This is a genomic window from Alkalihalophilus sp. As8PL, assembly GCF_040939795.1.
In the GTDB taxonomy this organism is placed as follows: Bacteria; Bacillota; Bacilli; order Bacillales; family Bacillaceae_D; genus Alkalihalophilus; species Alkalihalophilus lindianensis.
Genome location: NZ_CP162551.1, coordinates 59,050 through 81,262 on the forward strand (window position 1 = coordinate 59,050; position 22,213 = coordinate 81,262).

General features: G+C 36.9%; 26 protein-coding genes. 5 read left to right on the forward strand and 21 right to left on the reverse strand.

All coding sequences use genetic code 11. From position 1 onward, the window contains the following. Window positions 1-32: 32 nt before the first annotated feature. From AB3N04_RS01535 to AB3N04_RS01570, 8 genes are all read right to left on the reverse strand, one after another. Window positions 33-425, reverse strand: coding sequence for a reverse transcriptase-like protein (locus tag AB3N04_RS01535; protein WP_368504398.1), 393 nt, complete (start codon window positions 423-425; stop codon window positions 33-35). A gap of 30 nt (window positions 426-455) precedes the next feature. Continuing rightward, window positions 456-767 (reverse strand): cell division regulator GpsB, encoded by a 312-nt coding sequence (gene gpsB / locus AB3N04_RS01540; RefSeq protein ID WP_368504399.1) that lies wholly within the window; start codon window positions 765-767, stop codon window positions 456-458. 93 nt (window positions 768-860) lie between these two features. Next, a complete protein-coding gene (locus AB3N04_RS01545; RefSeq protein ID WP_368504400.1) occupies window positions 861-1,418 on the reverse strand; it encodes a DUF1273 domain-containing protein in 558 nt (185 codons plus the stop codon). 74 nt (window positions 1,419-1,492) lie between these two features. Continuing rightward, window positions 1,493-1,996, reverse strand: a complete 504-nt coding sequence (locus AB3N04_RS01550; RefSeq protein WP_368504401.1) for a CotD family spore coat protein — start codon at window positions 1,994-1,996, stop codon at window positions 1,493-1,495. An 83-nt stretch (window positions 1,997-2,079) separates the two neighbouring features. After that, a complete protein-coding gene (locus tag AB3N04_RS01555; RefSeq protein ID WP_368504402.1) occupies window positions 2,080-2,217 on the reverse strand; it encodes a hypothetical protein in 138 nt (45 codons plus the stop codon). Between the two features lie 176 nt (window positions 2,218-2,393). Beyond that, complete coding sequence (locus AB3N04_RS01560; protein ID WP_368504403.1) at window positions 2,394-3,674, reverse strand: ribonuclease H-like domain-containing protein; 1,281 nt, start codon at window positions 3,672-3,674, stop codon at window positions 2,394-2,396. Next, window positions 3,674-5,962 carry a DEAD/DEAH box helicase gene (locus AB3N04_RS01565; RefSeq protein WP_368504404.1) on the reverse strand — a complete coding sequence of 763 codons (2,289 nt, stop codon included), beginning with the start codon at window positions 5,960-5,962 and terminating at the stop codon, window positions 3,674-3,676. The genes AB3N04_RS01560 and AB3N04_RS01565 overlap by 1 nt, the downstream gene beginning before the upstream one ends. Window positions 5,963-6,151: 189 nt before the next feature. Continuing rightward, the gene (locus AB3N04_RS01570; RefSeq protein ID WP_368504405.1) at window positions 6,152-7,066 is read right to left on the reverse strand and encodes a ketopantoate reductase family protein; all 915 of its coding nucleotides are present in this window, start codon (window positions 7,064-7,066) and stop codon (window positions 6,152-6,154) included. Between the two features lie 301 nt (window positions 7,067-7,367). Here AB3N04_RS01570 and AB3N04_RS01575 point away from each other — a divergent pair, with 301 nt between their 5' ends. Then, complete coding sequence (locus tag AB3N04_RS01575; RefSeq protein WP_368504406.1) at window positions 7,368-7,814, forward strand: hypothetical protein; 447 nt, start codon at window positions 7,368-7,370, stop codon at window positions 7,812-7,814. 58 nt (window positions 7,815-7,872) lie between these two features. Here AB3N04_RS01575 and AB3N04_RS01580 read toward each other — a convergent pair whose 3' ends face one another. The 3 genes from AB3N04_RS01580 to AB3N04_RS01590 are packed head-to-tail and all read right to left on the reverse strand — an operon-like array spanning window position 7,873 to window position 10,011. Next, complete coding sequence (locus AB3N04_RS01580; protein ID WP_368504407.1) at window positions 7,873-8,598, reverse strand: P-II family nitrogen regulator; 726 nt, start codon at window positions 8,596-8,598, stop codon at window positions 7,873-7,875. Then, the gene (locus tag AB3N04_RS01585; protein ID WP_368504408.1) at window positions 8,588-9,322 is read right to left on the reverse strand and encodes a DUF1538 domain-containing protein; all 735 of its coding nucleotides are present in this window, start codon (window positions 9,320-9,322) and stop codon (window positions 8,588-8,590) included. Before AB3N04_RS01585 ends, AB3N04_RS01580 begins: the two co-directional genes overlap by 11 nt. Continuing rightward, window positions 9,319-10,011, reverse strand: a complete 693-nt coding sequence (locus AB3N04_RS01590) for a DUF1538 domain-containing protein (protein ID WP_368504409.1) — start codon at window positions 10,009-10,011, stop codon at window positions 9,319-9,321. The genes AB3N04_RS01585 and AB3N04_RS01590 overlap by 4 nt, the downstream gene beginning before the upstream one ends. A gap of 163 nt (window positions 10,012-10,174) precedes the next feature. On the opposite strand from AB3N04_RS01590, the gene AB3N04_RS01595 reads away from it, so the two are divergent. After that, complete coding sequence (locus AB3N04_RS01595) at window positions 10,175-10,360, forward strand: hypothetical protein (protein ID WP_368504410.1); 186 nt, start codon at window positions 10,175-10,177, stop codon at window positions 10,358-10,360. A gap of 107 nt (window positions 10,361-10,467) precedes the next feature. On the opposite strand, the gene AB3N04_RS01600 is transcribed toward AB3N04_RS01595, so the two are convergent. The 3 genes from AB3N04_RS01600 to AB3N04_RS01610 all read right to left on the reverse strand — a co-directional run bounded on the left by AB3N04_RS01600 (window position 10,468) and on the right by AB3N04_RS01610 (window position 14,473). Continuing rightward, window positions 10,468-12,279: an SEC-C domain-containing protein gene (locus AB3N04_RS01600; RefSeq protein WP_368504411.1), complete on the reverse strand. Its 1,812-nt coding sequence runs from the start codon at window positions 12,277-12,279 to the stop codon at window positions 10,468-10,470. Between the two features lie 167 nt (window positions 12,280-12,446). After that, window positions 12,447-14,099 carry an acyl-CoA dehydrogenase family protein gene (locus AB3N04_RS01605; RefSeq protein WP_368504412.1) on the reverse strand — a complete coding sequence of 551 codons (1,653 nt, stop codon included), beginning with the start codon at window positions 14,097-14,099 and terminating at the stop codon, window positions 12,447-12,449. Next, on the reverse strand, window positions 14,096-14,473 hold the full coding sequence (locus tag AB3N04_RS01610) for a MerR family DNA-binding transcriptional regulator (protein ID WP_368504413.1): 378 nt from the start codon (window positions 14,471-14,473) through the stop codon (window positions 14,096-14,098). Before AB3N04_RS01610 ends, AB3N04_RS01605 begins: the two co-directional genes overlap by 4 nt. A 287-nt stretch (window positions 14,474-14,760) precedes the next feature. Here AB3N04_RS01610 and AB3N04_RS01615 point away from each other — a divergent pair, with 287 nt between their 5' ends. Continuing rightward, entirely contained in the window at window positions 14,761-14,961 is a 201-nt protein-coding gene (locus AB3N04_RS01615) for a cold-shock protein (RefSeq protein ID WP_317120866.1), read from the forward strand. Window positions 14,962-15,298: 337 nt separating this feature from the next. Next, window positions 15,299-16,837 carry an AbgT family transporter gene (locus AB3N04_RS01620; RefSeq protein ID WP_368504414.1) on the forward strand — a complete coding sequence of 513 codons (1,539 nt, stop codon included), beginning with the start codon at window positions 15,299-15,301 and terminating at the stop codon, window positions 16,835-16,837. Window positions 16,838-16,897: 60 nt separating this feature from the next. Here AB3N04_RS01620 and AB3N04_RS01625 read toward each other — a convergent pair whose 3' ends face one another. From AB3N04_RS01625 to AB3N04_RS01650, 6 genes are all read right to left on the reverse strand, one after another. Next, window positions 16,898-17,029, reverse strand: a complete 132-nt coding sequence (locus tag AB3N04_RS01625) for a hypothetical protein (RefSeq protein WP_368504415.1) — start codon at window positions 17,027-17,029, stop codon at window positions 16,898-16,900. Window positions 17,030-17,174: 145 nt separating this feature from the next. After that, window positions 17,175-17,333: a hypothetical protein gene (locus AB3N04_RS01630; protein WP_368504416.1), complete on the reverse strand. Its 159-nt coding sequence runs from the start codon at window positions 17,331-17,333 to the stop codon at window positions 17,175-17,177. A gap of 158 nt (window positions 17,334-17,491) precedes the next feature. Next, the gene (locus AB3N04_RS01635; RefSeq protein WP_317120863.1) at window positions 17,492-17,695 is read right to left on the reverse strand and encodes a cold-shock protein; all 204 of its coding nucleotides are present in this window, start codon (window positions 17,693-17,695) and stop codon (window positions 17,492-17,494) included. 749 nt (window positions 17,696-18,444) lie between these two features. Then, window positions 18,445-19,416 carry a YbgA family protein gene (locus AB3N04_RS01640; protein WP_368504417.1) on the reverse strand — a complete coding sequence of 324 codons (972 nt, stop codon included), beginning with the start codon at window positions 19,414-19,416 and terminating at the stop codon, window positions 18,445-18,447. Between the two features lie 27 nt (window positions 19,417-19,443). Then, window positions 19,444-20,295: a Cof-type HAD-IIB family hydrolase gene (locus AB3N04_RS01645; protein ID WP_368504418.1), complete on the reverse strand. Its 852-nt coding sequence runs from the start codon at window positions 20,293-20,295 to the stop codon at window positions 19,444-19,446. Between the two features lie 135 nt (window positions 20,296-20,430). After that, a complete protein-coding gene (locus AB3N04_RS01650) occupies window positions 20,431-20,589 on the reverse strand; it encodes a hypothetical protein (protein ID WP_368504419.1) in 159 nt (52 codons plus the stop codon). A 112-nt stretch (window positions 20,590-20,701) separates the two neighbouring features. Here AB3N04_RS01650 and AB3N04_RS01655 point away from each other — a divergent pair, with 112 nt between their 5' ends. Beyond that, window positions 20,702-21,265: a hypothetical protein gene (locus AB3N04_RS01655; protein ID WP_368504420.1), complete on the forward strand. Its 564-nt coding sequence runs from the start codon at window positions 20,702-20,704 to the stop codon at window positions 21,263-21,265. 47 nt (window positions 21,266-21,312) lie between these two features. Here the strand turns inward: AB3N04_RS01655 and AB3N04_RS01660 are convergent, their stop codons facing one another. Further along, the gene (locus AB3N04_RS01660; protein WP_368504421.1) at window positions 21,313-21,936 is read right to left on the reverse strand and encodes a YhcN/YlaJ family sporulation lipoprotein; all 624 of its coding nucleotides are present in this window, start codon (window positions 21,934-21,936) and stop codon (window positions 21,313-21,315) included. Between the last annotated feature and the right edge of the window lie 277 nt (window positions 21,937-22,213).

Here is a 22,213-nt window from a genome sequence, read left to right on the forward strand (position 1 = left end):
CTATTTTCGTAATGCAAATCAAGGGTAATTATTTACTTTGACTTTTGAATCGCTTTTCTAGCTAATTGATCTGCATTACGATTTTGTTTGCTTGGTATCCACTTCATAAAAAACAATTCAAAGTCATCAATATAAGTAAGAGCTTGCTTTAAATAGGGATCATAGCGTCTATTTTTAACATAACGCTTCTCAACAGCTTGATCAATCAACTGAGAATCTGTTCGAAATGAAACATGTTTAAACTCTTTTTCCTTGCAAATTTTAAGCGCATGAATTAATGCTTCATATTCTGCTTCATGATTAGACATGTTCCCTAAAGGGATGGAAAATTGTTCTACATTTCCATCTTTATAATTAATAAAAACCCCAGCACCTGAAGGGCCAGGGTCCCCGGCACTCGCACCGTCAATGTAGACGTCAATCAATTCCCTCTCCCCTTATCGAAGTTCCCTCGCTTATTCGTATAATTTACTACCGAATACTTTTTTCTCTAAATTCGATAAGCGTTGTAAGATATCATAATTTGTACTCCCTGCATTTGCAGTAGATGTTTGACGTTGCGGTCGTTCAGATAATTGCTTCATCTCTTGTCGAAGCTTTTGATTTTCCTTCTCCAACTGTGCAACTCTTTTTTGATAAGCTTCATAATCTTGAATGATGGAGTCAAGAAACTTATCCACTTCATCAGGATTATACCCACGCATACTTGTTTTAAATTCTTTATCTAAGATATCTTTTGCTGATAAACGAATTTCTGGATTATTCATTCCCATCACCTCTATGACTGTTCAACCTTATAGGTTATTTCTTTCTATTTTTTCAAAACTTCGCTATCTTGTCAATTTGAATTATTCGACTAATTAATAATCCGTGTGATTCATTTGCTCATCTTGTATAAGTAAATCTAGATCTGTGGGTGTAATATAGTGGATAATATAGTTCTGCTGCTCTGCTTTAATTTTAGCAGGTTCTAGGTAGTACATTGGGGAGCCTGGCTTTTCTTCATCTACTAGAAGCAGTAACCCATCTGATTTTTCAATAATAAACTCGTTTTTTAATCTAAGCTGTGCTGGACTATCATATGGGCGTTTTGTAATACTGTCAACAAAATCAGCTTGGTTAATAATGGAGTTGTAATGTTGCTGGGTCTCTTCTTTCCAACGCTCCTCTTGCTTTAAAAAAGGAGTTAAAACAGAAAGTTTCAATTGCGGAAATTCTTCCTTAAGAGATAAAACAATTTCAGCTGCCCACAATTCAACACCTAACTGCCCACTAATAATAACCCATTGTAATCCCTCATCTATAAATGTACGGAGCTTTTGTTCAATCGCTTTTTTTATGTAGGCAATTCCTTGATGTTTTTGATCAAAAATACCTAGCTCATGAGCTTTGTAGCCGGATATCGCTAACACTTTCATCGTCTAATTACCCCTTATGAAAGAAATCAGGGCCTAGCACCAAAGTGGTCTAGACCCTGTTGATTATTACCTGATTAACGGTAGGTACAACCGCACCCGCCCTTATCTTTGCCCATAGGCCCCATGTTTGGTGCCATATTCGCACCAGCTTGTGGACCGAATCCCATAGGTCCCATGTTTGCTCCTGCAGTAGGTCCCATGTTTGGTGCCATATTCACTCCAGCTTGTGGACCGAATCCCATAGGTGCCATGTTTGCTCCTGCCATTGGACCCATTGCTTGCGGGCCGTATCCTCCCATTGGTGGACGAGGTGGCATCATTGCTCCAGCAACTTGTGGACCAGGTCCGTGCCCTACAAACTGTTGATTTGAGATTGTTTGCTCAAATGAATCAGTATGCGGAAAGCTGTGAACATGCTTATATACATGGTTTGTAACGTGAGTTGTGTGTGTTGGATGAACTTCTGGTACAATGTATTCACATGTTTTTTGAGTGACATTGCACTTAGTAGGGTGAACAACTGCTGGCATTACTTTTGTACACGTAGGTGGTTGATGACATTTATTCCACTTTCTCATAGGTTAACTTCCTCCTTTTATTGGTGAGTCAATATTAACCTATGTCAAAACGTATACAGGTGTACTGGTTGTTTCACCTATTTCTAAGCACTTATCTCGCTTTTTACTGAGATTGGGCTGTTTTCTTGCATGTCAGTAAAAGCTTCATCCTTCATTTCACTCATAAAAAAAACGGTGAATCCAATCATTAGAAAAAATAAAATCAATAATGCTTTACTCATACTTTCCTCACTCTTTTCTTCAACTCAATTTCCAGTTCATATTTTACTTGCTTTTTATGAGCTTGACAATTGATTTTTCTGAAGAATCGAGCACAAATCCTCCAATTCACACAATTGTAACATTTTGAAGAAAATAGGCGTTTTTTGCGGTTACCCAGGAAATAGTTCTTGACTTTTTAATTATTCAGTTTCGTCTTTAAGCGTTCGATCCTTTTCAATAATTCATTTTCTAGTTTTTTTTCTTTTTCATAACGGATCAACCCTTCTGTTAATGTTTCATATGCCAAGTTAGAATAATCAAGGGCTTGGTCCATTTTTTTAAAATGATGCTCCATTAATTTAGAATTTTCTATCGCACATTCAATCACATGTTCATTGTGATCAATCAATTTATTGAAAAGTAAAAAAGCCTCTTCAGACTCTTTTCGTTGTTTCCTAATGTGAGCTAGCGCAAGAGTAGCTTTCCATTGTACAGGATCGGCAGTATGGCTTACAGATTCGTAAAGCTCCTTGGCCGCTTCTTTTTCACCAATATATTCATACCATCTTGCTATCTCATACTTCTCAACCGGATGGATAGATGATGGACCTTCTTCCCAGGCTTTAAAAATAAGCTTAGACAAATGCACATACAGTGTAATTAATGATAGAATATCCCATTCGTGATGCTGAATAATCCCCTTCACAAAGCCTGGATCTTGTTCTTGAAGGAAATCAAAATAAAGCATAGGTGCTAAATATCCAGGTGTATCCTCTACTCGCGTGAAACCTAGAACATCACTCTCTACTATAGAAAGCTTACAGGAAGGTAGTTGCTCCTTCCATAGTCTTCTAGCTGCATGAAGTAAATCATAATGTCCAAATTTCGGCAATTGAGGCACTTGACTTCGGACAAAGGTATGACGCGTTTTTACTTGTGGCCAATCAAAAGCTTTACCATTATAAGTCACTAAGTTTTTCATGTCGTTAACATCCGTTAAAAAATGATGATAGAACGCGACTTCCGCTTCCGGTCCTGGCAGGAAATATTGGCGAACAATTACTTCTTTATCCGTCACTTGTCCATATCCTAATAAAAAGATTCTGTTGCCAGCACCACTGCTTAAACCAGTGGTCTCTGTATCAAAAAACAACAGTTCATTTTGCTCTCTTCCATTAGAAGATAAAGGGTGCGGGATGTGATAATCCTGCCATTTTTCGACAACGGTTTTGAGTTCGGAGAAATGATAGATACCGTGTTTTGTATCAATTGGATAACGTACTTCACGAATTAGCGTATATTGATCTTCAAACCATTTTGGAACAGTCGCGTTGTTCCTCCATTCATCTATAAAAGGCACCACTTCTTTTTGCCTAGCCGTTAGATCTTCTTTAACTTCATTTTGAGGAGGGCTTGTTTCATTTGGTTGTAAATTCATATGTTTTCTTAATCTACTAAGTCTTCCTTTTAAAGCCATTAATCACAGCCCTCTCTCAGTTTTTTTAGCATTCCGACCAATCGTAGCACAGTCGACTTTACATGAGTTCCTGCTTCACCTGATGCACCGACACAAGCAGGGCAGCCATTTTCACACGAACAAGACCTTACTAATGTAGCGACATTTTCTAGGATGATGTCAATATTTCGATAAACTTCCTTTGCCAACCCAATTCCACCGGGATAACGATCATAAATGAAGATCGTCGGCTTTTCTGAATGGTCCGCTTTCATTTGCGGGATCACATGTAAATCATTTCGGTCACACATAACAAAGACGGGTGCAACATGTTGAAAAAGGTGAGCTAGTCCGATTAAGGCTTGATCAAATGCCCCTTCACTATATTCCGAGACAACAAAATCACTGAAACTTAACCACATAGCATTGGTGTGGAGTTCTTCCTCTGGCAAATGGATTGGACCTGAGCCAATGTTTTCAAATGTCGTTAATTTAATCTTTTTAAAAATTGTTGCCTTTGCATTGACCATGACATCACCAAACGATATCTCTGCATATTCTTTGTTTTTGTGTAAGTCCTCTTCTAATACTTTCAACTGAACTGCTAGATTGGCATCGGTAAAATATTCTACTGCTACTTCCCGAACGAAAGCCTTCTTTTCATCCCAATCTAAATATTCTACTTGATATTGAATGCCTTGATGCAAGTAAATCGCTTCATCATGCAGTAACGTCATCGCACTAAAGCGATCCATCTCTCCTATTACTAGTGGATTGGCCACGTCAGATTGATCAATAATAATGACGTTTTCTTGAGAAGCTGATCGTAAGCTTATCCCATGTGCTGGAAAAGCATCATTCATCCAATACCATTTATTTTGACGATGATGGAGAACCTGCTCTTCCGTTAAAAATTCTAAAACATCTTCAACTTCTACCCCGTCAAATGTTTCTCCTTTTTTAAAAGGCAATTCATAGGCTGCACATTTCAAATGGTCCACTAAAATAACGAGATTGTCTGGATTAATCCTTGCTGATTCTGGAGACCGTTCAAAAAAGTAGTCAGGATGATTAATGACGTATTGATCGATAGGCGTAGATCCAGCGACCATAATAATAACGGACTCATTTTGCCTACGCCCCGCACGACCTGCCTGTTGCCAAGCACTTGCAATCGATCCAGGGTATCCTGTCATAATACATACTTGAAGTTGTCCGATATCCACTCCAAGTTCGAGGGCATTTGTACTAACTACTCCAATGATTTCCCCAGAGCGTAGGCCTCTTTCTATTTCACGTCGTTGTTTAGGGAGATACCCTCCTCTATATCCACGAATTGTGTCTGGCCCAATTTTCTTTTTCGTTAATTCTTGTAAATGACTTAAAATAATCTCTACACGCACCCGACTTTTAGCAAAAACAATGGTTTGAATTTTATTTTCTAAAAAGCGTTTGGCTAAATCATTCACTTCTACCGTTGCACTTTTTCGGATGTTCATCGCTTCATTCACGATTGGTGGGTTGTAGAAAAGAAAATGTTTCTTCCCCCTAGGCGCGCCGTTGTTGTCTACTAAACGCATGGGGACACCAGTCAATCCCTCTGCAAGTTCTTTGGGATTAGCAATGGTAGCTGAGGTACAAATGAAAATAGGGTAGCTGCCATAGTATGCAGCAATTCGCTTTAAGCGACGAATCACATTGGCAACATGACTACCGAAAACACCTCGATAAGTGTGTAATTCATCGATAATGACGTATTTTAAATTCTCAAAGAAAGCAACCCATTTCGTATGATGAGGAAGAATGGCAGAGTGAAGCATATCAGGGTTTGTGATCACTATATGCCCAGCCTTTCGCACGGCTTGACGAATAGTAGGAGCTGTGTCTCCATCATATGTGAAACACTTTACATCTACGCCCATTTCCTCAATCAGCTCGTTCATTTCACTCTTTTGATCCTGCGCTAATGCTTTGGTCGGAAATAAATAGAGAGCCCGACTTTCATCATCGTCTAGAATTTGTTGCAAGACGGGAATGTTGTAGCAAAGTGTTTTTCCTGAAGCAGTCGGAGTAACCGCTGTTACATTTTCTCCCGAATGAGTGTGTGTAATAGCCTCATGCTGATGCGAATACAACTCGCCTATACCTCTTTTTTGGAGTGCATATTGTATTTTTTCATCTATAAACGTTGGAAAGGCTTTTGTTTTTGCTTCAACCGCTTCAATCTCTTCCCAATGCACAATTCGATCTTTGAAGTCTTCGCTTGTTCTAATCTCCTCTAAAAGTTGTTTCATCGTTTGTTTAAACATCCGTTCCACCTCGATTATCTAATATCTTCATTGTAGCGAATGTTTGTTTGTTTTTCTACCTTCTTAAATCGTTTAATTGGAGATTAAAGGGGTATCGGCTGGTCATATATGGGTCATTGTCGATATTACACTACTCCCCCTCTCCCCATCAAAAAAGCGGACCTTCACTAGTTGAAAGTCCGCTTTCTCTTATTGGGTTTGTTGCTCATATAATTTTAAATTAACATACACACTCTTTAAAATGGGAACTTCAATATGATGCTTTCTTGCTTTTTCCAATAAATAACCTTGTAAGTGATCTACTTCAACAGCTGATTGTTTTTCCATGTCTCGTTGCATCGAGGATTTCATCCCTGCTTCTACACTGAGAAACCGATCAAACTGAATAGTTTCAAGAGCATCATCAATGGGAGCATTCTCTGCACGCATGACTTTGGCAATTTCTTCAAACAAACCTTTAATAACTTCCCTTCCTTCCCTCATGTTACGAATAGGTCCTACAGGTTGTCTAAATAGGGTTGTGACGCCCGACATCGTTGTAATAAATGAATACTTATGCCACATCTCTTGTAAAATGGACTCACTCAATTTAACAGAAGCATTTACACCTGAAAAGGCTTTTTCGATTCTTTTTACTCTGTCTGAATACTTACCATCTAGCTCTCCGAATATAAATTGATGCGCTTTACTCGTCTGTATGATGTGACCATCCTCATTTACTGTTGATTCAATAAAGCATAATCCCCCGATAACCCTTTCTTGATTAAAGGCTTGCTGTAGTGAATGGATATGATTAATCCCGTTTAGCATAGGAATAATAACTGTTTCTTTATGTACGAAAGGTTTAACCGCTTCAATCGCTTGCTCAAGATGGTAGGCTTTCGTGCTTATTAAAACGACATCAAATTGGCCATCTTCTCCTTCTACTACCGTTTTGGGAGTTGTTTTGTAATCTCCATTTACACTTTCAATCACTAATCCATGATCTAGTAATTGCTCTTGACGTTTATATCTGACTAAAAATGTAACATCTTCACCTTTTTCAAGTAATCTCCCACCAAAATATCCACCAACCGCACCTGCTCCAACAACAAGAAATTTCATAAAAGATTATTCACCCCTTCATTTATACTTGCTTTTAGTATACAACTTGTCAGAATATTTTAGTAGTTTTGGCTTTTGGTTTAATAACTTAATACGGTATTTGAAATTATATGTGGAATGCATTGCTGTTCATCATTTTTCTAATACCCTTTACTTTTTTATAAGCTCATACTATCTAAATGGCTACTATAACCCATAAAAAACGAAACAATTTATTGTTTCGTTTAATATTCGGCTTCGCTATCGCATAGAATGAATTAATTTTCTTTTCGAATCAGCGATTTGAATGGGGTGAAAAAAAATGAAGCGTTTCTCAAAAGATCAATTCGACAACCTGTCTATTCAAGTGAAGAAAAATCAATTGAATGAGATTGTTCAGGAGGTCAATGAACTAAAATACGGAGTGTTTTGGGGGTTTGACCGAGGTAAGATGATCCTCACGATCCATAATACAGAAATAAAAAACTTGTTAACCTTCGTCAGACATAAACGTTATATGGAGCTTGTCAGTGTTCATATTCTCTCAAAAGAAATTATTGATGTATTAAATAAAGTGATTGATTATACCTCTCATGTTACGATTTTAAAAGAAAGAGAAGCGCAAACAAAAAAATCTGTTCAATATCATGAAATCGACTATTATTTATGTGAATTACATGAGTATATTTTACAAGGAGATAAGTCAAAAATCACGGAGACAAAAGCAATTTTAAAGAACCTTTTGCATAACGGCGTGCAAATGCTTTAATTTTCTCATAAGGACTCATAAAAAAAAGAGAGAGAAGGCCTCCTCTCTCTCTTTTTAATTACTCGGTAGTCTTTTCTATCAACTCTTCTATAACATGATTAATCCCTACAACCTTATCTACCTCAATTACAAAAGCAATCCCCTTACCAGATTGATTCAGACCAACTCCAGTTTCGATCGCTTGAAGGACCTCCTTCGTTTTTTTCTGATGAATCAATGTAAGGACCACTTCTTTTTCAGGTTCAATCGGGATATTAAGAAGAGAGGCTTTTTCATGGATTCCAGATCCTCGTCCATTTAAAATCGTCCCACCTTCTGCACCAGCCTCTAATGAAGAATCAATGACTTGATTAGCAGATCCTTTCTTAACAATGGTAACAATTAAATCAAATGGAATATCTTCTTTTGGCATAATGTCTTCATCCTCCTCACCCATGACCTGATCAGCCTCTTCTGGATCGTCTAATAAATGAGCGATTCCAGTTACTTTTTTTAAATCAATTGTAAAGCCAATTCCTTTCCCTGATTCATTCAATTTGCCCGTCTGAACGACGGCATGAACGATTTGATCCATGACCTGCTTTTTAGCAATCGTTAAAATAAGTTCTTTTTCAAATTCAATGGGAATACCGATGAAAGACTTTTTTTCGTGGATCCCACTTCCTTTTGCGTAAAGGATAGTAGCCCCTTCAGCACCAGCATTCTTAGCTGCTTTTACAAGTAGTTTAGCATGATGCTTCTTCACGATTGTAACAAAAAGTTGTTGACTACGATTAAGACTCACTTTCTTCCCTCCCTTTTCGTTCATATAAAACTCCAAGCACTAATACGGATAATATGGGAGCTAGCGCAACTAACGCAATCATTCCAAATCCATCCATTAACGGATCGCGTCCTTCTGTAACAGAAGCCACACCCACTGCAATAGCTAAAATAAAGGTAACAGTCATCGGACCAGTAGCCACTCCACCTGAATCAAAAGCAATAGCAGTAAAAGTACTACTACTTAAAAAGAGTAAAACAACCGCAATCAAATAACCTGGAATGAGATAATACCATAGTGAGAAACCAACTAAAATTCGAAGCATGGACAAGGCAATTGAGACACCTACTCCTATGGATAATGTGTACAGCATGATCTTCTCAGAAATATAACCACCAGAAACCTTTTCAACTTGCTCATTTAAAATTCTCACTGCCGGTTCAGCGAAAGTTGCCACAAAACCTAACACAAATCCAATAGGGATCAATACCCAAGTAAAGGTTAACCCCCCTAACTTCTCTCCCATAACTCCACCCGCTGGGAAAAAGCCTACATGAACGCCTTGCAAAAAGAATGCTAGTCCAAAGAATGATAAAATCATACCTTTTCCAATATTAAATAATTTTTCTTTCTCAAGCTTTAAAAAGAAGAATTGGAATACTAAAAAAAACACAAGTAAAGGTAATAAAGCAAAAAACACTTCTAATAATATTTCACTAAACCCTTCGAAAATTGTAATATTCATCCGTATATCACCCCTAATATTTGAACCGCTATAATTGGTCCAATAGAAGCGAGTGCAACTAATCCAAAACTATCACTGGAAGACGTCTTGCCTTTTAATACCGATGCAACTCCAACACCTAATGCTAAAATAAAAGGAACAGTCATTGGACCTGTCGTTACGCCACCAGCATCATAGGATATCGGAATGAACGTATCCGGTGTAAACATCGCCAGCATAAAAACGACACTATAACCACCTAATAACAACCATTTTAATTGGATATTATAAATGATTCTCATCATCGCAAGTGCCACGAATATCCCCACTCCTAATGCAACAGCGTAGATGAGAACCATCTGAGAGATCTCCCCACCTGATACATCGTCAATTTGTTGTGCGAGTACCCGAACATCTGGTTCTGCGACCGTCACGACAAACCCTAAAATAAAACCAACTACAATGGTCAACCAAACTTTTTTTGATTTAGGCAAGGTAGAACCAATCATCTCCCCTACGGGTAATAGCCCTACATGGACACCGATTAAAAATAAAATTAACCCTATGCTAACCATCACTACACCGATTAAGAATTGAAAAAACACTTCCATGGGCAGCCCTATTAGCGTAGATTGTAAAATAATAACAACGGCTGTTATTGGAAGAACGGCGAAGACAACTTCTTTAATGGTATCTTTTACTTGCTGCATATTGCTCCCCTCTCTGTACTGACGCACACTGCTTATACGTTTAGTAATAGCCTTTTACAGAGTAAACAAAACCTTCCAAGCGCCTATAAGGATTAATATTCATACACTTATTAGCTCGTTTGATTTATAATAGAGTAGGATTGAAACTTAGGAGGTCGTCATTATGGACGAAAAACAATTAAATAAAAAGAAAATCAGTTTGCAAGATGCAATCAAACAACAACTTGAGAGAAAGAAACAACAAACTTCTTCTACTCACTCAAGTTCAACGAAAGACATCAAAATGAAAAGAATGTCTAGTCAATTAACAAAAAAGCCAAACAATCAACGTAAACGTATGGGTATCTAATGTTTTGAGTGATCGCTATTAGCTTTCACTTATATAGGTTTACATAATATTATTATGTTTAATTTAAAAACAACCGTGCATATTAAATGCACGGTTGTTAAATTCTCTTATTTCTTTATATCGGCAGGCTTTAATAAGGTTGTTTCTACTTCTTTTAATAGTACGGTAACAAAATTTGAATAGGTTGTTCCTTCACGATCATCCGCCCATTTTGTAAATGCTTTCGTTACACTAATAAAGTCCTTGCACTGTGTCTTCGTTAGTGTTGAATAATGCTCAACTAAGTGGCCCATCAACATATTTTTCCATACTGACTCATCCACTTCTTCAACATTATTAATCTCTTCACTTACGGAGTCAAATAATTCCTCTAAAATTTTTAAGCTGTTTGTATATTTACGAATCGTAGAATCTGACTTCCCAGCTGTCTTCACTTCTTTAAATTGTTCTATCAAAGGAAGATAAAACCTTCCTGTATTCTTTTCTGGTCCCCCATTAACCTTATCAACCTGCTCACTATCTGAGGCAATCATTACGTGAGTGGATTGACGACGATCTCCGCCTGTTACATATGGAGATAATGGTAAATTTAAATGCTTTCGTATCGAATTATAATCAGCTGTATATTCGGTTGATCCTACCTTACTTTTTTGAGCTATAAATAAATCATATTCTGACTGACGCATCCATGTCTCTACAACTTCAAGTTCCCCTTCCCTCACTAATTGCTCAATGGTTCGACCTTCTTCAATAGAAAGTGGTTTTTTAATTTGGGCTTGAAGGTTATTTTGGGCAAATAAAGAAAAACACTTAGGTAGGTCTGGATCCATCTGTACTAACATATTTTTCATTTCTGCATGAAGAGGAATTTCCCACTCCTCAATCGTTTCTTCATCAAAAGAAGCAGACGAGCTATTGGAGAAGAGGTTTTTAACCTCTGTTAGTGCTTCTTCATCAAAGGCTTCAACTATCAACGTTGTCCCCTTAATTTGAAGTGTGCTTTTTACTTCAGCAGTTAGGACATCGCCCTCCAGTTCGGAATCCTCATAACGATACCAATCAAGAATAAAGCTGGCCATTTTGTTTTCATTTGACCAATCTTCTAGATAGATAGATGGTTGACCTTCTAAAAGTCTAATTACTTCCTCTTCATCATGGACATTCCATTTTGCGATGTGCTGACATACCACTTTTGTTTTTGTCTTCTCTTTAGATTTTTGCCCTCTAATAAATACACTTAGAATTTCAGGGTAATAATCACGCATAATCTCTTCAACAGAAGCTTCTTTTGCCTCTGCTACTTCTCTTATGTAAGTTGTTGCTTCTCTTATATTCATCGGTCCTTCAAACAATCTAACTCCATAAAACATATGTCTGTTATTAAATGGTTCAATCAGGCTGAACGTACCATACCAAGGTGCAAAAGAAGTTTGGTTCTCTTCAGCTAATGACACTTTATATAACTCATTTGATAGGCAGTCTGTAAATGTCACAACGTTATCAGTTTTATTAACCGCTTGAAGAATTCGCGGTGTTAGACTTTCCCATCTCACAACCATTTCAATTTCTTCTTCTGTTAAGTGTTTTTTACGATCACTTAGAAAACTCTCAATTAAACGGCGACCTTCATCTGATCGATTGAAAAATAGCATCCATAAATCTGTAAAGGATCCACGGAGTTCACTTGGAACTTCACCATTTGTACGGTCATTAAACTCTTTTTCTAGGAAATAACGCTGCTTAGCCGTTAACTGTTCTTTCATATACATACGCATCTTCTCAATTAAAAGTTTACGCTTCGTTACATACTGCTCAAATTGCTGCTCAGAAACGACTTTTGACGTTTCTTTATTCATGCAACACTTCTTATACTTTTTACCACTCCCACATACACAGGGATCATTTCGTTTAATTGTCATATGATTTCTCTCCTACTTAATCCGCTCAAATTCTGCTCTTAGGTTTTCTCTAAAAACAAGGCACCTTTTATAATAGACGAAATAGTACCTATAAATCAATGGTTTACGTATACCTAAAAGGGAATCTCATAGTGAAGAACCGCTCATTTGATAGAGCGGTTCAAAAATTATCGAACAATCAAATTAAAATCTTCCTTTAACTGAGCCGCATCTTCAAATGCACGATCCTGATTAAAAGACTGTTTACAAAAGCGTTCTACTATTTTTTCTTCCCGTTCCGTTCCTTTTTTAGCCCATGATAACGCCACTTGTGCTTCAAATATAAGAACCATTTGTTTTGCCATTTTTTTCGCATAATATGTTTTAGTGTCTTCATCAGTTCCTTCAATAAATTGGGTCAACCTTACAAGTGTATCAATTTCATTTAGTATCATATCTCTGGACTTCGTAAGGCTAGCAGGAACATCTATTACCGATTTTTTCATCCGCTTGATAAATAGGGAATGAACTTTTGTTTTGTTCATTAATCGGATAATTTCGAGTCCTAACACATTTGCTGTCCCTTCCCATACAGTCAATACTTGAGCATCTCTTAAAAGTCTTGGTGTGACAAAGTCCTCAATGTAACCATTCCCACCTAACATTTCTATTGCTTCATGCGAAAAATATATTGCTTGCTCAGCTGATTCCTTCTTTATAATGGCAATAAGTAAACGCACATATGCCGCCTCTTCGGTTAAAACTGCTTCATCTTTACTCATTAATTGATCATATTGTTCCACTAATTCGAAAGTTGCTAGCGTTTCTACCTCGTGTTTAACAGTAAGATTTAAGAGGGTCTCTTGCACCATAGGATATTCTATAAGTGTTCTCTTAAAAGCATGCCGTAGCTTTGCATATTCTAGTGCTTCTTGTAAGGCCCTGCGCATAATTCCTATCGAAGCAACAGCATTACAAATTCGAGATAAATTAAGTGCTTCCATCATATAGTAGATACCTTTTGAGGTCTCACCTACGAGATACCCTTTTGCCTCTTTAAATTCCACTTCTGCAGACGGCACGGCCCTGACTCCTAGTTTATCTTTTAATCGCCTAATCGAAATACCATTCAATGACCCATACTCGTTCCTCCAAGGAACTGCAAACAAACTTAGTCCCTTGGTTCCTTCTCGGTCCCCTTCAATTCTTGCTAATACCATAGCTACACCGCACATACCAGCATTTGATGCAAAGTATTTCTCACCAGATAATAAATATTTCTCCCCGTCTGCAATTGCTTTCGTTTCGTTAGCACCAACATCAGACCCACCTTGCCGTTCGGTTAAAAAGGTGGCTCCCTCATATAGTTCAGTTTCTCCTGTCGATAACACATGGGGTAAAAAGCGTTCCTTTACTTCTTCTGAGGCAAATCGATCAAGCAAAAGAGCAGTAGCCATCGATAAGGTGACTGGACAATAAAAACCTGGTTCTGATTGAGATAAAAGGTAACCTTGTGCATAAGAGTATAGATAATTACCCTTTTTTTCTAATTCAGGAATCTGCTTATGAACATAGCCTACAATTCCTGTATGATACGTATCGAGGACTGTTTTTTTATACCCTTCATTAACCCAAACCTTTGAAATATCTTCGCCAAAACGATCATATTTCACTAGTCTAGGCTGCCCTTCTTGGTCGGTGTGCTTAGCTCTTTCATCAATTTCTGTAGCGCAACTCTTTCCGAACGTTCTTAGTCTTTCATCTGCCCAATTGTACATATCAGGATCAAGTTTTTGTTTAAGTATTCGTTGAATGACTAAATCATCTTCATAAAAGTTCATGTTTTTTCCCCCTTTTTCACTCTTTCTCTAAACTCCAATAAGAGGTTTTCCATTTCATTTTTCAATTGTGACAATTCATTGATCCTTATCGTAATTTCATTTAAACGTTTTTCACCAAATGTTATGGTCCGTTCAAGCTGCTTTACCCCACTTGGATCGAGTTCGAAAAGTTGGACCATTTCCTTTATTTCTTCAAGGGTAAATCCATATCTTTTACCACGAAGAATTAATTGAAGCTTGACATGATCACCTTTTGAATACATTCGCTGATTTCCATCTGTACGCGCTGGTGTGAGGAGATGTAATTCTTCATAATATCTAATCGTTCTTGTAGAAATGCTAAATTCGTTTGCCAGTTCACTAATTTTAAACAATCGTATTCACCTCACATTAAAACACTTGCTTAGTAGTAGACTACCATTTACGTTAACGTTAACTTCAAGAACAATTAGGTAAATACCTTCTAATCGTCAGTTAATTTCCAACTTTTTGCTAAAAACACTTGCTGCTTGAAAGCCTATATGTTAAACTAAGGTTAATTATTTTTGATCGTTCTTAAGGTGCTAGATGAAAGAAACGAATGTTGATTTCCTCTTGAACATTATTAATGACGAGAATAGTAATACAATTGGTGCGAGTTGCACTTATAGGAGGAAATACAATGTTAGAAGGTACAGTAAAATGGTTTAACGCAGAAAAAGGTTTTGGTTTCATCGAGCGCGAAGGTGGAGACGATGTATTCGTTCACTTCTCAGCTATCCAAAGCGAAGGTTTCAAATCGCTTGAAGAAGGTCAATCAGTGACTTTCGAAATCGTTGAAGGTAACCGTGGCGAGCAAGCAGCTAACGTTCAAAAAGCATAATAATAGCTACCCCCTCATTACTGAGGGGGTTTTTTATATTCAACCATAACTTTTTTAGTATAATATTAATGAATTCCAATAGATAGTTACTCGAAGGTACTTCTCCTCTCTTTATCCTCCTAATTAAATTCATTTTTAATTGATTCAAATATCAATTCTATTATCTAACTATTCAATTATTATTCTAGGATATTTATAGGACTTACGATTCATTTTTTCGTTCATTTTCGAATTCTTGTTTCCTACTTACTCCTAATTGATGTAGAATGATACACGTGTCTAGACCCAGATACAATATCGTCAGAAAATTACATATTAGAGGGGAGCTTTCTAACTCATGGAAAAAGGTAAAAAGCAAGGTGCTTTCAATAAATTTCTAACCTTTATTGAAGTTACCGGTAACAAACTACCTCACCCAATTACCTTGTTTGCCATTTTAGCGGTATTGGTTGTTTTCGTGTCTGCCATCTTATCTAGCATGAACATTAGTGTAGAAAGTCCAGCGGAACCAGGCGTAGAAGTAACTGTTACAAACCTACTTTCTTCTGAAGGCATACATTACATTGTCACGAATATGGTAAGTAACTTTATTAACTTTGCTCCACTCGGTGTCGTACTAGCGACAATGATTGGTATCGGAGTAGCTGAGCGCAGTGGCTTAATTAGTGCAGCACTTCGCGGACTTGTTACTTCTGTTCCTAAAAGACTTATTACAGCAGCATTAGTTTTTGCTGGGATTATGTCAAGTGTGGCTTCTGATGCTGGTTATGTAGTACTGCCACCACTAGGTGCACTTCTATTCATTGCATTAGGTAGACACCCATTAGCTGGTTTAGCTGCGGCATTTGCAGGGGTTTCTGCAGGATTTAGTGCAAACTTATTTTTATCTGCAACCGATCCAATGCTAGGGGAATTAACAAGACAAGCAGCAGCAACATTTGATCCTGCTTACGCTGAGACAATCAACATTGCAATGAACTATTACTTTATCGCTGCGTCGGTATTTGTATTAACGATTGCTGGTACGTTTGTTACCGAGAAATTGGTTGAACCACGTCTAGGATCTTATAAGAAAACAGAGACTGATGACGCTGAAAAGATTGACTATTTAAACTCTAATGAGAAAAAAGCGTTATTATGGTCAGGTATTTCTATGGTAGCAGTTATTGCTGTTATGGCATTACTCATTGTACCTGAATGGGGACCTCTTCGCGGGGATGGCCCTAACGCTATCGTCAACTCGCCATTTATGCGTTCATTAGGTCCAATTATTTTGTTTGTTTTCTTGATTCCAGGTATTGTTTATGGAATTATCACTAAAACGATTAAAAATGATAAAGATGTAGCAAATCAAATGTCTGATACAATGGCATCTATGGGCATGTTCATTGTCCTTGCCTTCACAGCAGGTCAATTTGTTGCCTTCTTTAACGAAACAAACATGGGCCTTGTATTAGGTGTATACGGAGCTGAATTCTTACAAAGCGTTTCATTTACAGGAATTCCACTTGTTCTTGCATTTATGGTTGTTGCCGGTTTTATTAATTTATTCATCGGTAGCGCTTCTGCTAAATGGGCGATTATGGCTCCGGTATTTATCCCAATTATGATGCAACTCGGGTACTCTCCAGAGTTAACACAAATGGCTTACCGTATTGCAGATTCAACAACAAATATTATTTCACCACTTATGACATACTTTGCAATTATTATTGCCTTTGCTCAAAAGTATGATAAGAAGATGGGTATCGGTACATTGATTTCTGTTATGCTTCCATATTCAATTGTATTTTCAATTGTATGGGCTGCGATGCTAATCATATGGATGCTCTTTGGAATTGATCTAGGTCCAGCATCACCAATTCATTATCCTTAATATGAGATATTAGAAAAGGCTTTGACATCTTGTCAAAGCCTTTTTCTATCAACTTAACCCCTAGCCTTTAAACCCGATAAACGGTACTTCATATTCATTTAGCTTCTCGCAAATATCTTTTGGAGTGAGTTTTATACGTTCTTTCCCTTCACTTTCTAATTGGTTAATAACCTGTTCAATAATCCCCTTCATAACAAGCCCCCTTCATTTCTAATATAGAAAGTATAACCTATTTTCACATTACAACAAAGAATATTTACCAATATTTGAGTATTAACTAAGCAAATAAGCCTAGATAACAAGTGCTATCTAGGCTTATTTATATGAACTTCACTTATTAAACACGACTCATTTTTTCAAGTTGCGCCTCAAGCATGTGAACGTACTCTTCATATACTTCGATAAATGCTTCTCTTTTGTACTGATGACGATCCTCTTTCATCATGTTAATTTTCTTTCTCATTTCCACAATATTCGGTTCTAAATTTTCACTCATTATTATTACCTCCAATAGATTTGTACAGTACTATTCCACCAATCACCTTACCTTAAACTTTTTAGGTTTGACTTAGAAATAATTAAATACGGTAATTGAAATTTATTTTTATGTAAATAAAAAAGCACTACCTAATTAGGTAGTGCTCTATATGCTACTTAGCGCTTAACAACGTTAGCAGCTTGAGGTCCGCGATCGCCATCAACGATTTCGAACTCAACAGATTGACCTTCGTCAAGTGATTTAAATCCTTCGCCAGTAATAGCGCTGAAGTGTACGAATACATCGTTTCCGCCTTCAACTTCGATAAAACCGAATCCTTTTTCTGCATTAAACCATTTTACTGTACCAGTTTGTGTCATGCTAAAAAACCCCATTCTTAATAAATTTCTTAATATGCCAATCGTATTTACAATCTGTGGTAAATAAAAATTCACATATTATAAGGAACATCAGTCACTAAACCGAGTGAATATCCCTTATAACATGTGAATACTGAACCCCTGCTTGTGTTACTCATGATTACCAATAAATAATATAGAAAGTATAAAAGATCCTGTTCTATTCTTCCAAACAATAAAAGCCCTACCTCTCTTTCATCCTTGCGGCTCCGATGACCGCGCCAGCTGAGTGAAAAGCGCTTGATAGTTGGAGAAGAATTAAACTGTTAATATAACTATAACTGATTCAAACTAATTTTGCAAGTCTAACTGTATTATATCCTTTAGATACAGAATGATGAATCCAAATTAATCCTTAACTGTACCATAACAAAAGCCACCCCTAGACGATTAGGAGCGGCTTGTGTTTAATTAGTTACGGCTGTAATAATCATTAATCATTTCAAGGATAGATGGCTCTTCTTTTACCTCTACCTGTTTACGATCCGCATTCGTTTTTACTTTTTCCATTTTCAACACCCCTTCAATTTGTTTTTCGAATGTTCAATCATTTATCTTACTCATAGTATATGCACCTGTACTATAATAGTCAACAACTTTTTACTGTTGTATTATTACATTTTTATTTCACTAATGTTTCACTCATACCGTCTTTATTATTTTGAGTTATAAATCTCATAAAAAAAACTCGATCCATTAAGATCGAGTTTTTATGATAAACTTCTTCCTTTACCAGAATCTGAAATCGCTACAAGTGACTCTGGATACGGGGTAAAATAATATTGTTGCAGGAGATAATCATTTTCAAAACGATAACTCCATGATCGTAGCATCGTTAATAGACTGCTTAATGGAATTTTCTGTTCCTTGAATTGATCAAGTGAGGTTAAGAAATGATCTTTTTCTGCTTTTGTTAAATGTTTTGAGAAATAACCAAATACATGCTGGCAGACGTTAATATGATCGTTTGGTTTGGGCATTCTATGAAACAGTTTATGTAACTCGTCTTCATATTGAGTAAAAACCTCTTCGTTTGCAAGCTTCTCGTGATTTGCAACAATTCTTCCTAAAGCTCGCATCGAATCTTGATTACAAGCCATAAATAAGTACTTATTTTTCGCTTGAAATTGCATCAACTTTGAAATGGAATCTTCCTTTTTCACTTCACGGAATTCAGCTACAGTAAATAATCGTGTAAGAAAATGCTCTCTAACAATAAAGTTCTTTAGACGTCCCTCATCCTCTTTTGCAACTAAAGTAAAATGTTCCTTTACATGCGAAGCGAAAATGCCAGCCTCAGTCCTTAATACAGGGGCCTTTTCCAACCCACTATACACTTTGGCATCAAATACGCCACAGCTTGGAGAACGAGTTTTTAAAATGAATCCATCAATATCTTTTAATGAACCGAGAAATTCCAGTGAGAACTCATTCATCCTTGAAGTTAAATTCATTCCAGTATTAGGTTGCATTAACTTTGTTTCATCACCATCTGCCACTAATCTAATGACCTCTCGAGGAGTACCTAACCCAATTTCAATTTCAGGACAAACAGGAATAAATTCCACATATTCGTTTAATCTTTCAATTAATTTATCTGGTATTCTTTCACCATTATAACGGCAAGCCTCAAATTCAAGACATTTACTTACAACAACCCTCGGTTTAGCAAACGAACGCATAGGCTCACTCCAATCGCACACTTCAATTTACAGTTGTTTTAAAATCGCCTTAGCTACTCCACTTTCATCATTTGTAGCCGTAATCTCATTTGCAATATCTTTTACTTCTTTTATTGCATTTCCCATAGCTACAGCATGTCCTGCAATCTCAAACATAGATAGATCATTCCCGTTATCACCTATAACCATAACATCTTCTAAAGAAATTCCCTTTTGTTCTGCGAATTGTCTTACAGCAATCCCCTTTTGTGCTTCCACATGAGTAATTTCAATGTTATCCGAAGCAGATGAACTGATTGCTAAGTTAGAGAAGGACAATAATTTATCTTTCGCTGCATTACGGCTTTGATCATTCTTTGAAAAGGCTAATACTTTGTAGAAATGAATGGATGAATCATTAAACAGGGCTTTATAATCCTCAATATGGGTAACAGCACCTGTTTCATAACGTTCTTCTGCAATTCTAGTCATTTCCTCGATGGAATCACTTGAACCCGCAGACTGAAGAACATCAATGACTGTTTCGATCCCTCTTTCGTAGTTATCTGTGAAGGCACCTTTATTTGTATATAATTCGTAATAAACATCATGCTTATGTAGGATTTCCATCGTCTTTTTAACTATAGAGCTATCAAGGGATACGACCTTTAGTACTTCCCCTTTTTCAGTTTGTATCTCGGCTCCGTTTACACTGATGACCGGACAACTTAATTTAGCTTCTTGCAAAGGGATCCTTGCTTCTTTATCATCACGTCCAGTCGCAATCACTACCTCTATCCCCTTTTTTTGAGCTTGCTTTATCGCATCAGCATTCTCGGCTGTTACTTTCCGTTCATCATTTAATAATGTGCCATCCATATCAATTGCGATTAATTTCACTACTTACCACTCCAATTCAATACCCTTTTTTCCTATTCTAATCAAATGGCTTCTTTCTTTCAAATAGTTAAGCTTATATAACTTTACTTCTCCATATAAAAAAGCAGAAGAACTGTGATCCTTCTGCTTTGGTCATTATCCCTTATTTTCGTCATTTAAAGATTGATCAATACGTGCTAATGTTTCATTCGCTTTCTGTTCGAGAAGTTGTTCGAAAACATGAGACATATGATTGCCAAGCATCATCACACCAAAAAACAATGAAAAAAACAGGAGTACTAAAAAAATAAGCATGCGTATCCCTCCCATTCGCTTTGTACCAACTTATGAACAGAAGAGAGGTTACATGCATATTTTTTCCTTTTTCGTTACATACTTTGGTTAATAGAACGAATGAGGTGATAAGTTGAACAAAAAAATGATCCTCCTGATGACAAGTACATTTGTAATCGTTACGGGATGTATGCAAGATAATAGTTCTGACCTTATACATGATATAAAACAAAACGAACAAGAGGGTACATTAGGTGCACAAAGATTTTCTAACAATACAGATCAAAATAGAGTTCTTCATCGTGCTGACACAGAGTTATTAGCCTACGCAAAAGAAGCAGCCTTTTATTTAGAAGAAACCATTAATCACTTTGAAGTAATTGCTCCAATTCTTCAGCAGAAAACGTTAAATAACGATTCTAAAACTTCAGTGTTGAGTACGATTCATTCGATTAAAAACAACAGTGAGAGGTTTCATGACCTTCGGATCCCTCATGAATTTGAAGGATTTCATCAAATACACCTTTCCTTTATAACAGAGTTAACAAATTTAGAAAGAGTAATTGATGACATGAGAGAGCCTATCGATCCTAGACAAGCAGAAAATGCTCGCGTTCATTATGAGAATATCATTATGGCGCATAAGCTTTTGGAGCGAGAATATATGTCATTGGCAGAGGAATATGGTTTTTACTAAAGTGAGATATCAAAACAAGCATTAAAAGGCATGCTGATGCATGCCTTTTAATCTTGGAGTCGATTCATTCTTCTTAAAAACTGACGATCAGCTGTGACGATGATCTGATGAGTGGGATAGTAACCGTGAGCTACTTCCTCCACCATTTGTTTTAAAGATTGGAGATTCGTCTGATCGGCTACTACTCCAATTACTAGTGTTTGATCATCAGCAAGGATATACACCTGCTCCACTTCTTCAAAGGATTCAATTGTTTCTTTTAAATGACGTTTGTCTTGTTTAGTTGTTAAGATTTTTTGGCCATTCTTCATATCACGTTTAATATGATCTGAATGAGTTGTTTTATCTCTAAGCATACCTGGTCTGTTATTTAAAATTTTCGCACCAGAATGCCCCGTACCCGTACCTTCATGTTCCATACCTAAATCGCGGTTCCCTGAGACATAATCGTATCGATTATTTATCCGCGTCACTGAATCTGTAATGCCTTTAGGTGCAGCATCTGGGACCATCATATCCATTAATGGACCTTCCCAGCCTTTCATTCTTTTAACTCCATATCCACTAAAGCCTTCTTCACGATCGGCATTTGCACCAAGAGTCGATTTTTGTTCTATGGTACATCCAGTCATGCACATTAGTGCAAGCAATATAAGCATGATTTTCTTCATAATCCCCTCCTTATAAATAGTGTTTACGACTTCGCTAAGATCGACACCAGTAAACAAAAAAAGGTTGTTTCCAATTCAGGCATGAGCTAAAGCTCCTCCCTTCATTTCCCATTTACCCCTAAAATGTTTGTCGAACCTTTACTATTTTTCACCTTTTATGACTACTTTAGCAGAATTGCTTTTCAACTTTTTTAGAATGGGTATAATAATCTCTATGTGAAAAAAGAGAACTGACTTACAAACCATACACTTCGGAGAAACGGTAAAAAATGCTAAT

Coding starts and splice junctions, on each gene's coding strand:
- gpsB (WP_368504399.1), bottom strand. CDS start 767: ATGAATAATCCAGAAATTCGTTTATCAGCAAAAGATATCTTAGATAAA.
- AB3N04_RS01545 (WP_368504400.1), bottom strand. CDS start 1,418: ATGAAAGTGTTAGCGATATCCGGCTACAAAGCTCATGAGCTAGGTATT.
- AB3N04_RS01550 (WP_368504401.1), bottom strand. CDS start 1,996: ATGAGAAAGTGGAATAAATGTCATCAACCACCTACGTGTACAAAAGTA.
- AB3N04_RS01555 (WP_368504402.1), bottom strand. CDS start 2,217: ATGAGTAAAGCATTATTGATTTTATTTTTTCTAATGATTGGATTCACC.
- AB3N04_RS01560 (WP_368504403.1), bottom strand. CDS start 3,674: ATGGCTTTAAAAGGAAGACTTAGTAGATTAAGAAAACATATGAATTTA.
- AB3N04_RS01565 (WP_368504404.1), bottom strand. CDS start 5,962: ATGTTTAAACAAACGATGAAACAACTTTTAGAGGAGATTAGAACAAGC.
- AB3N04_RS01570 (WP_368504405.1), bottom strand. CDS start 7,066: ATGAAATTTCTTGTTGTTGGAGCAGGTGCGGTTGGTGGATATTTTGGT.
- AB3N04_RS01575 (WP_368504406.1), top strand. CDS start 7,368: ATGAAGCGTTTCTCAAAAGATCAATTCGACAACCTGTCTATTCAAGTG.
- AB3N04_RS01585 (WP_368504408.1), bottom strand. CDS start 9,322: ATGAATATTACAATTTTCGAAGGGTTTAGTGAAATATTATTAGAAGTG.
- AB3N04_RS01590 (WP_368504409.1), bottom strand. CDS start 10,011: ATGCAGCAAGTAAAAGATACCATTAAAGAAGTTGTCTTCGCCGTTCTT.
- AB3N04_RS01595 (WP_368504410.1), top strand. CDS start 10,175: ATGGACGAAAAACAATTAAATAAAAAGAAAATCAGTTTGCAAGATGCA.
- AB3N04_RS01600 (WP_368504411.1), bottom strand. CDS start 12,279: ATGACAATTAAACGAAATGATCCCTGTGTATGTGGGAGTGGTAAAAAG.
- AB3N04_RS01605 (WP_368504412.1), bottom strand. CDS start 14,099: ATGAACTTTTATGAAGATGATTTAGTCATTCAACGAATACTTAAACAA.
- AB3N04_RS01615 (WP_317120866.1), top strand. CDS start 14,761: ATGTTAGAAGGTACAGTAAAATGGTTTAACGCAGAAAAAGGTTTTGGT.
- AB3N04_RS01620 (WP_368504414.1), top strand. CDS start 15,299: ATGGAAAAAGGTAAAAAGCAAGGTGCTTTCAATAAATTTCTAACCTTT.
- AB3N04_RS01625 (WP_368504415.1), bottom strand. CDS start 17,029: ATGAAGGGGATTATTGAACAGGTTATTAACCAATTAGAAAGTGAAGGG.
- AB3N04_RS01630 (WP_368504416.1), bottom strand. CDS start 17,333: ATGAGTGAAAATTTAGAACCGAATATTGTGGAAATGAGAAAGAAAATT.
- AB3N04_RS01635 (WP_317120863.1), bottom strand. CDS start 17,695: ATGACACAAACTGGTACAGTAAAATGGTTTAATGCAGAAAAAGGATTC.
- AB3N04_RS01640 (WP_368504417.1), bottom strand. CDS start 19,416: ATGCGTTCGTTTGCTAAACCGAGGGTTGTTGTAAGTAAATGTCTTGAA.
- AB3N04_RS01650 (WP_368504419.1), bottom strand. CDS start 20,589: ATGCTTATTTTTTTAGTACTCCTGTTTTTTTCATTGTTTTTTGGTGTG.
- AB3N04_RS01660 (WP_368504421.1), bottom strand. CDS start 21,936: ATGAAGAAAATCATGCTTATATTGCTTGCACTAATGTGCATGACTGGA.